We start from the raw sequence: 13,547 nt of genomic DNA, 5'->3' as shown, positions 1-13,547 counted from the left end.
TGTATTTAACGACTCCAGATGTCTTGATGACATCAACTCAAAGAATAAACGGCAATCGCAAGAATACCGTCCGAGAGAGTATCGTCAACGGAGTCCCCAGCGGGAAGGAATCAAGAGGACTGGATGCAGCCTACGAAAACTCGACCGCAAAAATCCGATGGCGACCACGCACCAGTAGCGGCCGATCCTTCCGCGGCCGTCGCGATGAGTTCCGATTATTTTTCGGTCTCTGGTTTCTTAGTCGCATCGCGTGCAGGGGCCGCCTCGGTGGAAGGCTCATCGGGCTGCTTCTTCAGGACGACGTAAGCACGAAAACGGGGAGCAGAATAATTCTCCTGCCTGACTCCCGAATTCCGCTGCATCGGGCCCTGCTGCGATGGTTCATTTGCAGAATTAAGTTGCATTCGTGACTGCACCTGAACTGACTTTGCAGTACCAGGCTTCTCGGCAGGCTCTTCTACAGACTGTTTTGACTGAACGGGTCCACCACGCATCTGTTCTTTCGCAGCATCGCCGCCGCCTGATGCCATGTCCTGCAAAAGAGCGTCCTGCTGTGAAACGATCTGATAAAAGTTGAACTGTCGTTGTCCTCCAGGAGAAGTTGCTCCGTTTCTTGACTCGATAGAGGCTGTTCCGAGCACGTGATTGGCGTCACCCGCATCTGTTTTTTGGGGCATCGGGGCCGGTGTGGGCATGCTTGGGGTATTCAATGATCGGCTGAATGGTTCCGGGCCGATGCCTCCCATTGCTCCCAACATCTCATCAGGCTGAGCACCATTCAAGTTTTGTGACAAAAGCTCCTGATTGGGAGCGATACGACCATTTGCGGTCTCAACCCCTTCTTCAACATAGAGAACAGCATCGTAAGCCTGGAGGTTGTTCAATACCGCCGCCATTTCTGGGCCAGCAAGTTCGAGTTCGATCGCCACCTGACCAAGGTCGGACCGCATTCCATTTTTGGATTCCAAAGTATTTGATACCTGAACAGGGACTGCTGCATCAGATTTCAATTGGCTACGTTCGACAAGGACCTGCATCTGGTTCATCGACTGCAGAACATCCACGACGGTGAACTCGACGAGGATCGGGGTATCAATTGTCTCAGCTTCTGTCGCTTCCGGAAGCTGAATGGAGTTTCCATAGACTGGAGCCCGGTTCAATGCAGAAATACGATCGCGTATCTGCTCTTTGCTCAAGATGATTGTCGGGACTTCTGTCAGGTATGCGAGGTTCGCAGAGGCCGGCTGATCCATTGGCGAAGCCGATAAATCAAACTCGGTTCCATCGAAATTGGCCCCGAAACCAGCTTCTGTACTCTCCATCACCGGAGCCGAGGCTGCGATCATCGCGTTGGGATGATCGACTGCAGGGAAGTTGTCTTCGTGTACAACGTTATTCGCAAATTCTGCAGGACCATTTCCGTTTCGTTGAAGCAGAACAATAGCCAATCCTAGCACCAGGCATCCCGCCATCGGAGCGAGGGCCCATCGACGAAGACTCTTCCCGAAACCCGATCCGGAACGACGACCCGGTAACACGTCTTCCGGCTCTGCAAGAACTTTTTGCATGATATTCGATCGAAAATCGACCGGGGCATGCATGCGTGGCAGTGATCTGAGTTGCAAGCCGACTTCACCGAGCGCATTCAGCTGCTCGCGCAATGGAAGCGAGACTTCCAATTCACGTTCCAGATCCAGCTTCTCGGTGGGAGTCAACTCCCCATCGAGATAGGCGGATAACAGCTCTTCAGTGATTCGCTTTGACATAAGTCTACAACTGCCAAGGGGTGCGAAGTTCGCCCACCTAAAATTTCATCCCAATCAAGATTTCCTATTCAAAAAACGACTATCATCCGTGTCTGCCGTTAGCAGATGAACCGCTCACCAGTAAATTAAATTCACTTCAATTTTGCTCCCGCTCCGCAACACGAGTGAGATGTTGTTTCAATAAAATCCGTGCTCTGTGAATTCGACTGCGAACTGTACCGATCGGGCAGTCCTGGATCTCCGCAATTTCTTCGTATTTCAACCCTTCAATTTCCTTCAGGACGATTGCATCACGGTATTCGACTCCAATGGAGTCCAGAGCGTCGCGCACCTGCTGTTGGGTCTCAACTGAAATGAGTCCATGGTCCGGACTCGACGAAGCATTCAGATGCACTGGTTCGATGCCGGTCCGTTCTTTCTGTTCATCCAACGAATGGAGGGGCCCTTTTCGTTTTCGACGATTCGAAATGGCAGCGTGATACGCGATCCGAAACAGCCATGAATAAAACGAAGATTCATTCCGGAACGTCTTCAGCTTGCGGTAGGCAAGCAGAAACGCATCTTGCCCGACATCACGTGCATCATGCGTCGACCCCAGCAGGTGAACAAGCGTTCCGAAGAGTCGATCCTGGTACTTCAGCACCAGCTCTCCAAATGCGTCTCGATTCCCTGCCAGCGTCAACTCAATGATTCGTGAGTCGTCGGTTGGCATCATCATCAGATTTAAGAGGTTATTGAGAACCCAATAGTTCCAAAAATTCTAACCGAAATCTGAATTCGGGCAATCAGATTCTCAGATTCACTGAGTCAGCTGAAAAATCCAGCGAAGAGACACGCCGTGCGCATCGCGTGTTGTTCCCAGACTCGGCCGATTTCGTATGACCAATACCTTCTGCGAACTTTACGAACTCACCGATCCACGGTTACCATTCAAATCAAAATTCGAATATCCAAATTCTCCGTTCAAGGTGAAAGACTCTATGAACTTTCGAACCTTCTCAGCAGCCTCCTTGCTGTTGCTCACCCCGTTTGCTGCTGCGTTCGCAGGTGAGCCCAATACCTTAACTCCGAATGAAGAGGTCTCTGGATGGAAGTTGCTGTTCGACGGTAAAAGCACCGACGGTTGGAGGAATTACAAGCAGCCGAAACTCGGAAGCGGCTGGGTTGTAGAAGAAGGAGCTCTCGTCCGAAAAGAAGCCAATGCTGGTGACATCATCACCAACGGCGAGTACGAGAGCTTTGAACTTCTGCTCGACTACAAGATTTCCAAGGGGGGCAACAGCGGGTTGATGTTCCACGTCGCTGAGAACACCGGTGCACCTTGGGAAGAAGGCCCTGAAATTCAGATTCAGGACAACGTCGATGGACATGACCCTCAACGCTCTGGCTGGCTTTATCAGCTGTATTCACCAGGGAAAGATCGACTCTCAGGTGAGACTCTGGACGCCACACGGCCAGCTGGTGAGTGGAATCAGCTTTACGTGCGAATTACCCCGCAGAACTGCGAAATCCAGATGAACGGGGTTCACTACGCTTCATTCCAGAAAGGCAGCGAAGACTGGAACAAGCGTGTTGCAGCAAGCAAGTTTGCTTCGATGCCAAACTTTGGAAAGCACGCTTCGGGCCATTTGGTTTTGCAGGACCACGGCGATGAAGTCGCTTATCGCAACATCAAGATTCGTGAGATCAAACAAGGTCAGGGAGCTCCGAACATCAGCACCGGGACACTGGAGCTGAAACCTGTCGTTGCTTTTCCAGAACTGGTCTGGGATCAGTGGGAACCAGAGGACGAAAGCGGACGCAACAAGCCATTTCGTCCGATCGTCATTACTGCTCCAAATGATGGAAGCAACCGCCTGTTTGTCGCTGAGCAATGGGGAGCCATTTGGACCTTCGAAAATCGACCAGATGTGACTGAGTCGAAGCTTTTCCTCGACATTCGCGATCGTGTGAACTACAGCGATAGTAAGAACGAAGAAGGCTTCCTCGGCTTTGCATTCCACCCGAACTTCAAAGAAAACGGCCTACTGTACGCTTCGTACATCAAGAAGCCAGGCCTGATTTCGATTGTCTCGCAGTTTCAGGTTTCCAAAGACAACCCGAACTACGTCGACCCAGCAACTGAAAAAGTCATCCTGACTCTCGAACAGCCATACTGGAACCACAATGGCGGAACGATCGTCTTTGGCCCAGATGGCTACCTGTACGTCACTTTCGGTGACGGCGGAGCGGGGGATGACCCACACCGAAACGGGCAAAACCTGAAGACTCTTCTTGGCAAGATCCTGCGCATCGACGTGGATCATCCTGCTGAGGGGAAGGCTTATGGAATTCCAGCGGATAACCCATTTGTTGGCAAAGAAGGTGTCGCTCCTGAGATTTACGCGTACGGATTCCGCAACATCTGGCGGATGGCCTTCGATAAAAAGACTGGTCACCTCTGGGCTGCAGATGTCGGGCAGAATCTCTGGGAAGAAATTGACATTGTCGAAAAAGGCGGAAACTACGGCTGGAACAGCTTCGAAGGGACTCATCCATTTGGTTCTAAGTCAGTCGACGCTGCAAAGACCATCTTCCCTGTCTTCGAATACGATCATCAGGTCGGGAAATCGATCACCGGTGGAAATGTCTACCGTGGTAAAAACCTTCCGGAACTCCAAGGAAAGTACATTTACGCGGACTACGTGAGCGGCCGAGTCTGGGCGTTGACGTACGACGAAGCGGGTCAGAAGTTTGTCGCCAACGAAGAAATCCCCACTGAAAAGCTGCCAATTCTCACCTTCGGCGAGGATGTGGAAGGGGAAACCTACTTCGGGATCGTGACCGCCAACGGAAAAGGTGTCTTCAAGTTTGAAAAGAAGTAACCGTCTCTGAGAGAGGCACTTACTGAATTGAATGAAGGCTGGTTCCATGAATCAGCCTTCATTTTTTTCTTGTCAAATGACATGTAGCTGAGAGAATTGAGTGCAGCGCTCAGAGTCTGTCGAGGAAATTAGCCGTATTACAACCATTACGATCGCTACACCTCAGGTAAACCATCTGACAGCATCGACACGCGCAAGTCTTCCGGTCCAGTCAAGTTGCCCCCTCTGGAACCGAAACAAAACCGTGTATGGACTTGTCACGGCATTGAGTTGTGACGATCATTGAGAGATCAATCATTTCAAGTTTTATTTCGCTTTCCCTTCGCTGATCCAGGAAATCTTCATGAATCAGGCTGCCGCAAAAGAAAATCCTTGCCCAGAATGCGGAGAAATGGTGCGGGTCAATTCCCTGCGCTGTTGGAACTGCGGCGCATTCATGAATCCTGAACTTGAACAGAAATACATGGAAATGCAGGCGAACCCTGCTCCCGTGATTTTGAGTGAAGTTCCCGCTAACGAGATGTCATCGTTCGAATCCAACGACGACGAAGACGATTTTCAGCTATCTGTCCCCTCGATCGCTCACCGACCTGCCGTTCAACAGGTTGAGTCCAAATTACAGCCTCCTGTACCGGACGTCAGTGAATCGTTCCTTGATGAACCCGCTGAACCGTCACCAGCGGAAGAGAAGCCGGTTCGTCAGTCAGCTGGGGACGACAATGTTTCACATTCCGTAGCAACTGGCGGAGATGCTCTACTCGACATCGCCAGACAGGAAGAGAAGGAAGTCAAGCAGCGTCTCAAAGGGCGAAAGCTCACCGGTCCTGTTGTCACAGCAGGCGGTGGACTCATCATTTACTGCCCTTACGGGTGCAAGGTGGAAGTGAAGCAGGAACACCGCGGAATGACAGGGAAGTGTCCCCGTTGCGCGGCACCGTTCATTGTCCCCGTCGATCCACCACAATACAAGAAGCCGACTGTTGCTGCCGCAGCATCGGCCCCAGGCGAGGATAAGTTCAAGACGTGGATCACCGACTTGCACGTCCACGCAATTGAGCCGGAGAAACTGAAGCTGAAAGCAGACAGTCTTCTCAAGGAATTTATCGAAGCCGATGTTGGTTTCTCCCCGGATCAACTCGTCGTCGCTGTCCTCGCCAAGAAGGGGGGCGGGGGAATGTTTGGAAAAGGGGGAGACAAGAAAGAGACTGTTCGCGAACAGATGCTCGCCTATGTCAAAGAGGACAAACCGCTCAACGATCTCCCTGTGGGCGAGAAATACATCTTCACTGTTGACGAAGTCTCGCAGATTCGAGTGGTCCAGCCGACAACAAACCGCGGAGCATCACTGTTCCACGGAGTTCCGGTGTTCGGAACAGGTCGTATCGCTGTCCAGTTGCCGATGCAGGACGGCATGAAGCACCCGACTTACATTTCCTTCGGAATCACCGAATTCTGGAAATTTGCCAAAGCGATCGAAGAAAATTACGGCATCGTTGGACTGGGTGTCAGCGATGGTGTTCCGAGCGAAGCCAAAACGACGGTCAACAAGGATCACTATTCGGACATGTTGATCAAAACACTGGAGAGTCCAGAACTCTTCCAGGCCGACCCAACCGCCAAACTGGAAGTGGTGGCCTATCGCTGCGGTGCCTGCAAAACCGTTGTCAGCGAGGTCAGCCGCAAGAAAGAAAACCTCGGCGGAAAATCTCCCAAAGGAATCGCGAAGGCGAAGTGCCCGAAGTGCAGCCAGAAGATGGGAGAAAACCTGCTCTATGCATTGAAGCAGGACGCGGTCGATCCGAGCATGTCCAACTCTTCAGAAGAGGCCTAACCAAACCTGATTTGCTGACGCAAAACAATATCAATGAAAAGAGCCGCACAGTTTGCTGTGCGGCTCTTTTTTCTTGTGGTGACCACTTCATCACCCGAGTTCATTACCCGAGCGGAAGTCGAGCAATTGAAACGGCCACTTTGTTCCTTAGGACATGATTAGTCGCGGTAACGCTTCACAATGTCTTCGTAGGCGTCAATGCGACGATCTCGAAGGAACGGCCAGTGAGTGCGTTGGAAATCGATACTTCCCAGATCGCATTCTGCAATCAGGATTTCAGGCTTGTCTGAAGGAGCGATGGCGATGATCTGGCCTCGTGGATCGCAGATAAAGCTCTGCCCCCAGAAGTCGATTCCATCTTCCTTGCTTCCTTCATGGCAGCAACGGTTCGGAGCACAGACGAATACACCATTCGCGATGGCGTGGCTGCGCTGAATCGTTTCCCAAGAAGAGTGCTGAGCTTTTCCGAATTCTTCTTTTTCTGCTGGGTGCCAGCCGATTGCAGTCGGATAAAAGAGAATCTCTGCCCCGGCCAGTGCTGTGAGTCGAGCCCCTTCTGGATACCACTGATCCCAACAAATCAGAACGCCAATTTTTCCAAACTTGGTCTGAATTGCTTTGAAGCCCAGATCACCGGGGGTGAAATAGAACTTTTCATAGAACAGCGGATCGTCTGGAATGTGCATCTTGCGGTAAATTCCCGCAATCGAGCCATCAGCGTCGATCACAACTGCCGTATTGTGGTAAAGGCCCGGCGCACGGCGTTCGAACAGCGAGGCGATGATGACAACGCCATGCTTTTTGGCGATTGGGCTTAATGTTTCGGTGCTTGGTCCTGGGATCGATTCAGCCAATTCAAAGTTTTTGTAATCTTCGCTTTGGCAGAAATATTGCGATCGGAACAACTCTTGAGTGCAGATGATCTGCGCCCCTTGTTCTGCTGCTCGCTCAATATCGGCGACGGTGTCACGGAAGTTGACTTCCGGATCCAATCCGACTGACCGCTGGATCAGCCCCACTTTCACTTTCTTTGACATCGTCGTTACTCTCCCGGCAATTCAACGGTGCCGTCCGTCTCTGATTAGTAAACAAAAAGTGAGATCGAGAAATTTATAAACGAGCGTTCCGACTGGTTGGATCAGAGATCTGTCTCAAATGACAAAAATTTGAAAAACAATCGATTCCCGGTCGTCAACTTTCCAAACCGCTACTCTCCAAACTTCTAAACTCGCGGAGGCTTCACTTCTTCGACTTTGACCTGTTCGACCAGTTCTTCGCATCGCTGCAGGCACAAGCGTGCAGGGAGCAGTTGTTCTGCGTTGTTGGCTGCCGCCGCCATGCCGAATCGAACCGCCTGAATCACATCGTCGTGGCGCTCAAGCTCTCTTGCGATCCCAGCCGCCAGGGAATCGCCACATCCAATCGGATTGATCAATTTGATATTCGGAACGGACAAGCGCACAGCATGGTCGGCTGATGTCACAATGCAACCCTGTTCGCCATCGCTGACAACAACCCATTGCACACCTTCGTGATTCAGCCGGCGCATCTCACGCAACAGGTCGTCCTCAGCAGCGAGTGATTTTCCGACAGTCGCCGCCAGTTCTTCCCGGTTTGGCTTGATCAGGAAGGGGGCATGAATGAGGGCCTGCTTGAGGTGTTCTCCGCGGATGTCCAGCACAAATTTCTTGTGTGTTTGCGAGATGATTCGCTCAAACGTATCCACCGGGGCATTCTGGGGAAGGGATCCCGAGAGAACCGTCACGCTGGCTACGTTCGCGTAGATCTTCGTCTGATCGATGAATTCAGCCAGTTTCTCAAGCTCAATATCCGCGACGTTCTCGACGAGTTCCGTAGTCTTCCCGCGCGCATCAAGGAGTGTGGTGCAGACCCGTGTGGCGGAATCCGTTTCGGTCCAGTACGCGCGAATCCCGAGTTCTTCGATTTCTGCTCGGATCACTTCTCCAGAGAGCCCGCCAATTGAGGTCAGCAGCGTGACATCGCTTCCCAATGTCGCAGCGGCGGTCGCAATGTTGATGACTTTCCCGGATGCACACCAGCAGGCATCTGTTGCACGATTGACTTCACCAATCTGCAAGGAATCGAATCTTAAAATCTGTTGCCAGGCAGGAGAGAGTCCCGCAGAAACAATCACCAGTGAGCCTCCAAAATCTCGGTCAGTTCGCTGTCACTCAAGTGACGTGGATTTCCGTTCATACTGTTCCCGCGAGAGCCAGCGACAAGAAGCGGAATCTGATCTTTTTGAACTCCCAAGTCTCGTAAGCGAGAGGGGATTTTCAATGCCATACAGATCTGTTCAACGGTCTCGATGAGCAAGTCGACAGCTGGTTTCACTGCTGCGACATTGCTTTCCTTCTTTAACACTTTCCAGATAATTGTCAGTGCTTCCAACTTACTGGCAATCTGCTCACGGTTGGTCTTCAGCGTGATTGGCAACATGACGGCACATGCCAAACCATGTGGGACATCGCAGATGGCGCCCAGAGCTGCTGCGACCCCATGAGCCATCCCGAGACCGGAGTTTGCCAATGCCATCCCGGAGAGAAGTGCAGCTGAGGCCATTTCTTCACGGGCTCGCTGATCGTTCGGCGAATAGACAGCTTTGACGAGACTTCCTAACGCCAATTTCAATCCCATGTCGCACCAGGCATCTGTGACAGGCTGAGCACGATTGGAGGTGTAACTTTCAATCAACTGCGTGATGGCATCCATTCCGGAGAAAGCGGTTTGTTCCGGTCCCATCGTCACCGTCAATTGCGGATCGACCAAGACGATCGACGCCATGAGCCTGTCCGAACGCAAACTCTTTTTGCAGGGTGGCTCTGTGCACGAGATCACGGCATTTTTAGTCGCCTCGCTCCCCGTTCCAGAGGTTGTCGGCACCAGCATCAGTGGAAGTGGAGAACGATCGAGAGTTCTTCCGGTCCCAATCCCTTCCAGAAAGTCGCGAACACTTTCGCCGTCACCGTAAGTGGCCATCACTGCGACAGCTTTAGCCAGATCCATCGCGGAGCCACCGCCAATTCCCAAAACGAAATCGCCCTGTCGAGGCTGTAACCGACGCACAATCGCTGCTGCGGTATCGACATCTTCAATTGTTGGCTCTTGCGTCGCTGTCGAAATGAACTCCGCGCTGACTCCCGCCGACTTCAGACCAACGACGACATCAGTCCATTCAGACGACTCGCGTAACTTGCGGGAGCCATCAATCACGAACGCACGGTTTCCGAGCGACTTTGCTAGGGTGCCAATCGAATTTCTCTGACCCCAGCCGAAGACGATTCGCCCTGGAAGAATCAGGTCGAAGCGAATCGGAGCAGACATCGCAGGCCTTTCAGTAGGTCAGCAGGAGTGGAGTGGAAACTTCTTCCAGTAAACTAACAAATTCCCGCCGCTTCACCGAGCGTGTACGACGATTTGCACGCAAAAGTTCTCACGGATGATCTTTTTTGGATTCAATCGGATTTGAGCCAGCGATCCAGCCCCGATTCGGTGTACTGATCGCTTCGACTTGGGATAGAATCGCATCGAAACTTCTTCATTTCCTTACGAGTCAGGCACCAATGAATCGTTTTTCTTGTGCAATGCTCAGTCTGGTTTCCCTCGCTGGACTGACAAGCGTTTTGGAGCAAATCAGCTTTGCCGAAGAACTCTCTCCCGCCGTTCAGCAAATCCGTGAAGACGTCAAACTCCTCGCGTCAGATGAATTTGAAGGGAGAGGAATTGGGACTCAGGGGATTGAGAAGGCTGCGGAGTACATTGTCGATGAGTTCAGAAAAGCAGGATTGAGTGTCACAGCCGCAGGGGGAGACGCTTATCAGGATTTCGAAGTCAATGACGGTGTGAAGCTCGGCGAAACCAACGTACTCACTCTCAAAGGTCCAAACGGCCAAGTCCTGAATCTCGAGTATGACAAGGATTTCCGAACATGCGCCTTTGGGTCGACCGGAACTTTTGACGCGCCCGTAGCATTTCTAGGATACGGAATCGATTCGCAGGAAGCTGAGTACAACGATTTTGATGGAATCGACGTCAAAGGGAAGGTTGTCGTCGTGATGCGTCGCAACCCTCAGCAAAACAATCCGCAGGGCAAATTCGCTGTCGGGCACGGCATCTCCCGTTTTGCAGCGTTGACGACAAAAGTGGGACAGGCTTTTTCGAAAGGTGCCGTCGCTGTCCTGGTTGTGAATGACACCATCTCTGGCGTCACAGCGCAGAAGGAGCTGGAAGAGAAGTACGCCGAGGCGTTGAAAAAGCTTGGCACTCTCTCACAACAGCAACCGGAAAACGCAGAAACGACCGTAACGTTACTAAAAGAGACGCAAGCCGCCGCCCAGCATTTGATCCAGCTTCAGGACCTGATCAAGAAAAACGATCTCGATCCACTGATGCCATTTGGTTACGGAGGAACTCGGCAGGGACAATCTGTTCCAGTCTTCCAGATTTCCATCGAGACATGTAACAAGCTTCTCACGTCGGACAGCGGCCTGTCCCTGGCTGAGATCGAAGCGAAGATCGACGAGACAGGGAAACCGCTCAGCAAGGAACTCTCTGGCTGGAGTGCTTCAGGGGAAGCGACGGTTCTGCAAATCAAGGTTCCCGTCAAAAACGTGATCGGGGTTCTCGAAGGAGAAGGTCCTCTCAAGGAGGAAACGATTGTGATTGGAGCTCACTTCGATCACATCGGCCAAGGGGGGGAAGGGTCGTTCACCCCGGAAATCAGAGAAACCCATAATGGCGCTGATGACAATGCCTCTGGAGTCGCTGGCTTGCTGGAGATGGCTCGTCGCCTGGGCAAGTTGAACAAGCCGCTTCCGAGACGCGTTGTTTTCATTGCATTCACTGCTGAAGAAAGAGGCCTTCTCGGTTCCGACCGATACGTGAAAGAGCCTCTTTTCCCGATCGAAAACACGATCGCCATGTTTAACATGGACATGATCGGAAGAATGGAAGACAGCAAACTCGTGGTGTTTGGGACTGGAACGTCAACCCGTTGGGAAGCACTCGTCGACACTGGGGCGACCCAGCATCAGCTTCTCGTGTCCAAGAAACCTGAAGGATTTGGCCCCAGCGACCACGCCAGCTTTTACGGCAAAAAAATCCCCGTCCTGCATCTCTTCACCGGAACTCATAGCGATTATCACCGACCAAGCGACGATTGGGAGAAAATCAATTTTCAAGACATCGATCGCATCGTCACATTTTTGGAAGAAATCGTCCTCGATACAGCGTTCAGCACCGATCGGCCAGATTACGTTGAAGTGAAGGGTAATGCTCAACTCGAACGGACTGGGAATCGTCCTTACTTCGGTAGTATCCCAGACTTCGGCAAAGACGTTTCAGGATACGCAATTCAAGGTGTCTCAGCCGATAGTCCCGCGGCTAAAGGTGGAATTCTTGGTGGGGACGTCATCATCAAGTTGGGCGACGACCGGATCGGAGGGCTGGACGACTTCGACCTGGTATTACGTAAGTTCAAACCGGGCGAACAAGTTGCGGTCACTGTGCTACGGGAAGGTCAAGAAGTTGTCCTCAACGTCACGCTGGCGACCTCCAAAGGTTGATTCAAATTATTCTGAAATCGATTGTCGATTTCCATTCGTGACAAGCGACTGATTTGTGCTCTGATTCTAATCGTGGGGATCGAACCTTCGATCAGAGAGTGGATCACATAAAAATCAGCAGGACGGATAGTATCGTGACTCAGCCAATTCCTCCCGAACACGCCGCTTTGATCCCGCATTTGAAAGTCAAAGGGGCCAGGCAAGCTATCGAGTTTTATAAGAAGGCGTTTGGAGCAGAAGTGATGGCGATGCTCGATGCGGAAGACGGTGAACGTCTGATGCATGCTGCCATTACCATCGCCGGGAACGTCGTGTTCATCGCGGACGATTTCCCCGAATACTGCAACGGAAAGGCCGAAAATCCGCTCGCTCTCGGTGGGTCGTCAGTGACGATGCACCGGTATGTGGAGAACTGCGATGCAGCGATGGAGAAGGCAATCTCCGCTGGGGCCACAGTACTCTGTCCAGCTACGGACATGTTCTGGGGCGATCGATACGGAGTCGTACAAGACCCGTTTGGGCATACTTGGTCGCTGGCAACTCACCAAAAAGACATGACGACCGACGAGATGAAAGCTGCGTACAAGGAGATGATGAAACAGTTTCAAGGCCAGTAGTGCCGTGCCCCGTCAGTGATAAAATCGGATCTCGTCGCGCTCCGCACAGACGGTTATTTCCGTACTGTGCGGAGTTACTCATTGCCAATTTCATTCGACCGTTTTGATGCCGCCAAACGCGGCAAAACAGACGTTGGCGTGAAGTAATTCAACATCCCGAAAACCAGAGCGGCTCAGGAGGTCGAGTTGATAGGGGACCGTTCTGGGCGTGTCTTCGCGTGTCACGTAGTCAAAGACCTGATCGCGGTATTCTTCACCTTTGAGTCCCTTTAAATACTCGCCGTATCGACTCCACATCAATTGCTGAATGCGCGGTTGGTGATGTGTGATGAGGTCAAAGATCCAGAAAGAACCGCCGGGAGCAGTGGCATTATAGATACGCTGAAACGTCTCCTCCCACTGCTGATCAGTCCGTAAATGATGCAGTACTGCCCCTGCAAGGACGACGTCAAACTGAACGTCTTCAAATGGGATCTCTCGAAAATCCCCTTGAATCGTCGTGACGTCAATCGGCTGTGTCTGCTGAATTCGACTCTTCGCTCGCTCCAGCATGGGGCGACTGAGATCGAGGAGCGTTACCCGTTGGACGCTGCGACACCCCTGAAGAAGGCGGAGCGTAAAGTTTCCCGCCCCGCATCCCAAGTCCAGAATTCGTTTTGGAGCGGGATTGACTGCCAGAGCTGCTTGGGACACAAGTTCAAGAGCAAGCGGCGCATCGACCGTGGCAGATTGTCCCGTCTCCAGATTAGAAAAACGCTCGACATCCTGATCGAACCGCTCCTGAATGTCTTTCGGCGTTGATTCTCCCCGGAACAGTGTCATTCGAACTCCAATACGGTGTGTGTTCGTCCAAAACCGAGTAACACACTCATGCATGTTCCGGG

The 13,547-nt window shown here is 52.0% G+C and carries 10 protein-coding genes; 4 read left to right on the top strand and 6 right to left on the bottom strand.

Annotated elements, in window-relative coordinates; genetic code table 11:
* Positions 1–215: 215 nt before the first annotated feature.
* Together SH668x_RS14090 and SH668x_RS14085 are read right to left on the bottom strand one after the other, a co-directional pair.
* A complete protein-coding gene (locus SH668x_RS14090) occupies positions 216–1,766 on the bottom strand; it encodes an anti-sigma factor family protein (protein ID WP_437185703.1) in 1,551 nt (516 codons plus the stop codon).
* A 136-nt stretch (positions 1,767–1,902) separates the two neighbouring features.
* Positions 1,903–2,484 carry a sigma-70 family RNA polymerase sigma factor gene (locus SH668x_RS14085; RefSeq protein WP_437185702.1) on the bottom strand — a complete coding sequence of 194 codons (582 nt, stop codon included), beginning with the start codon at positions 2,482–2,484 and terminating at the stop codon, positions 1,903–1,905.
* A gap of 262 nt (positions 2,485–2,746) precedes the next feature.
* Between SH668x_RS14085 and SH668x_RS14080 the strand changes: the two genes are divergently transcribed.
* Together SH668x_RS14080 and SH668x_RS14075 are read left to right on the top strand one after the other, a co-directional pair.
* Entirely contained in the window at positions 2,747–4,630 is a 1,884-nt protein-coding gene (locus SH668x_RS14080) for a PQQ-dependent sugar dehydrogenase (protein ID WP_437185701.1), read from the top strand.
* A gap of 343 nt (positions 4,631–4,973) precedes the next feature.
* Complete coding sequence (locus SH668x_RS14075; protein WP_437185700.1) at positions 4,974–6,461, top strand: hypothetical protein; 1,488 nt, start codon at positions 4,974–4,976, stop codon at positions 6,459–6,461.
* Positions 6,462–6,619: 158 nt separating this feature from the next.
* On the opposite strand, the gene SH668x_RS14070 is transcribed toward SH668x_RS14075, so the two are convergent.
* From SH668x_RS14070 to SH668x_RS14060, 3 genes are all read right to left on the bottom strand, one after another.
* Positions 6,620–7,498, bottom strand: coding sequence for a carbon-nitrogen hydrolase (locus SH668x_RS14070; RefSeq protein WP_437185699.1), 879 nt, complete (start codon positions 7,496–7,498; stop codon positions 6,620–6,622).
* A 185-nt stretch (positions 7,499–7,683) separates the two neighbouring features.
* Positions 7,684–8,616, bottom strand: coding sequence for a 1-phosphofructokinase family hexose kinase (locus tag SH668x_RS14065; protein WP_437185698.1), 933 nt, complete (start codon positions 8,614–8,616; stop codon positions 7,684–7,686).
* Positions 8,613–9,806, bottom strand: coding sequence for an iron-containing alcohol dehydrogenase (locus tag SH668x_RS14060; protein ID WP_437185697.1), 1,194 nt, complete (start codon positions 9,804–9,806; stop codon positions 8,613–8,615). The genes SH668x_RS14065 and SH668x_RS14060 overlap by 4 nt, the downstream gene beginning before the upstream one ends.
* Before the next feature lie 239 nt (positions 9,807–10,045).
* On the opposite strand from SH668x_RS14060, the gene SH668x_RS14055 reads away from it, so the two are divergent.
* Complete coding sequence (locus tag SH668x_RS14055; protein ID WP_437185696.1) at positions 10,046–12,046, top strand: M20/M25/M40 family metallo-hydrolase; 2,001 nt, start codon at positions 10,046–10,048, stop codon at positions 12,044–12,046.
* Between the two features lie 134 nt (positions 12,047–12,180).
* Positions 12,181–12,663, top strand: coding sequence for a VOC family protein (locus SH668x_RS14050; protein ID WP_437185695.1), 483 nt, complete (start codon positions 12,181–12,183; stop codon positions 12,661–12,663).
* A 90-nt stretch (positions 12,664–12,753) separates the two neighbouring features.
* On the opposite strand, the gene SH668x_RS14045 is transcribed toward SH668x_RS14050, so the two are convergent.
* Positions 12,754–13,485: a class I SAM-dependent methyltransferase gene (locus tag SH668x_RS14045; RefSeq protein ID WP_437185694.1), complete on the bottom strand. Its 732-nt coding sequence runs from the start codon at positions 13,483–13,485 to the stop codon at positions 12,754–12,756.
* Positions 13,486–13,547: the final 62 nt, after the last annotated feature.

This window comes from Planctomicrobium mucosum, assembly GCF_051466335.1.
GTDB lineage: Bacteria > Planctomycetota > Planctomycetia > Planctomycetales > Planctomycetaceae > Planctomicrobium.
This window is presented reverse-complemented; position numbering and strand designations above follow the sequence as displayed.

Coding starts and splice junctions, on each gene's coding strand:
- SH668x_RS14090 (WP_437185703.1), bottom strand. CDS start 1,766: ATGTCAAAGCGAATCACTGAAGAGCTGTTATCCGCCTATCTCGATGGG.
- SH668x_RS14085 (WP_437185702.1), bottom strand. CDS start 2,484: ATGATGATGCCAACCGACGACTCACGAATCATTGAGTTGACGCTGGCA.
- SH668x_RS14080 (WP_437185701.1), top strand. CDS start 2,747: ATGAACTTTCGAACCTTCTCAGCAGCCTCCTTGCTGTTGCTCACCCCG.
- SH668x_RS14075 (WP_437185700.1), top strand. CDS start 4,974: ATGAATCAGGCTGCCGCAAAAGAAAATCCTTGCCCAGAATGCGGAGAA.
- SH668x_RS14070 (WP_437185699.1), bottom strand. CDS start 7,498: ATGTCAAAGAAAGTGAAAGTGGGGCTGATCCAGCGGTCAGTCGGATTG.
- SH668x_RS14060 (WP_437185697.1), bottom strand. CDS start 9,806: ATGTCTGCTCCGATTCGCTTCGACCTGATTCTTCCAGGGCGAATCGTC.
- SH668x_RS14055 (WP_437185696.1), top strand. CDS start 10,046: ATGAATCGTTTTTCTTGTGCAATGCTCAGTCTGGTTTCCCTCGCTGGA.
- SH668x_RS14045 (WP_437185694.1), bottom strand. CDS start 13,485: ATGACACTGTTCCGGGGAGAATCAACGCCGAAAGACATTCAGGAGCGG.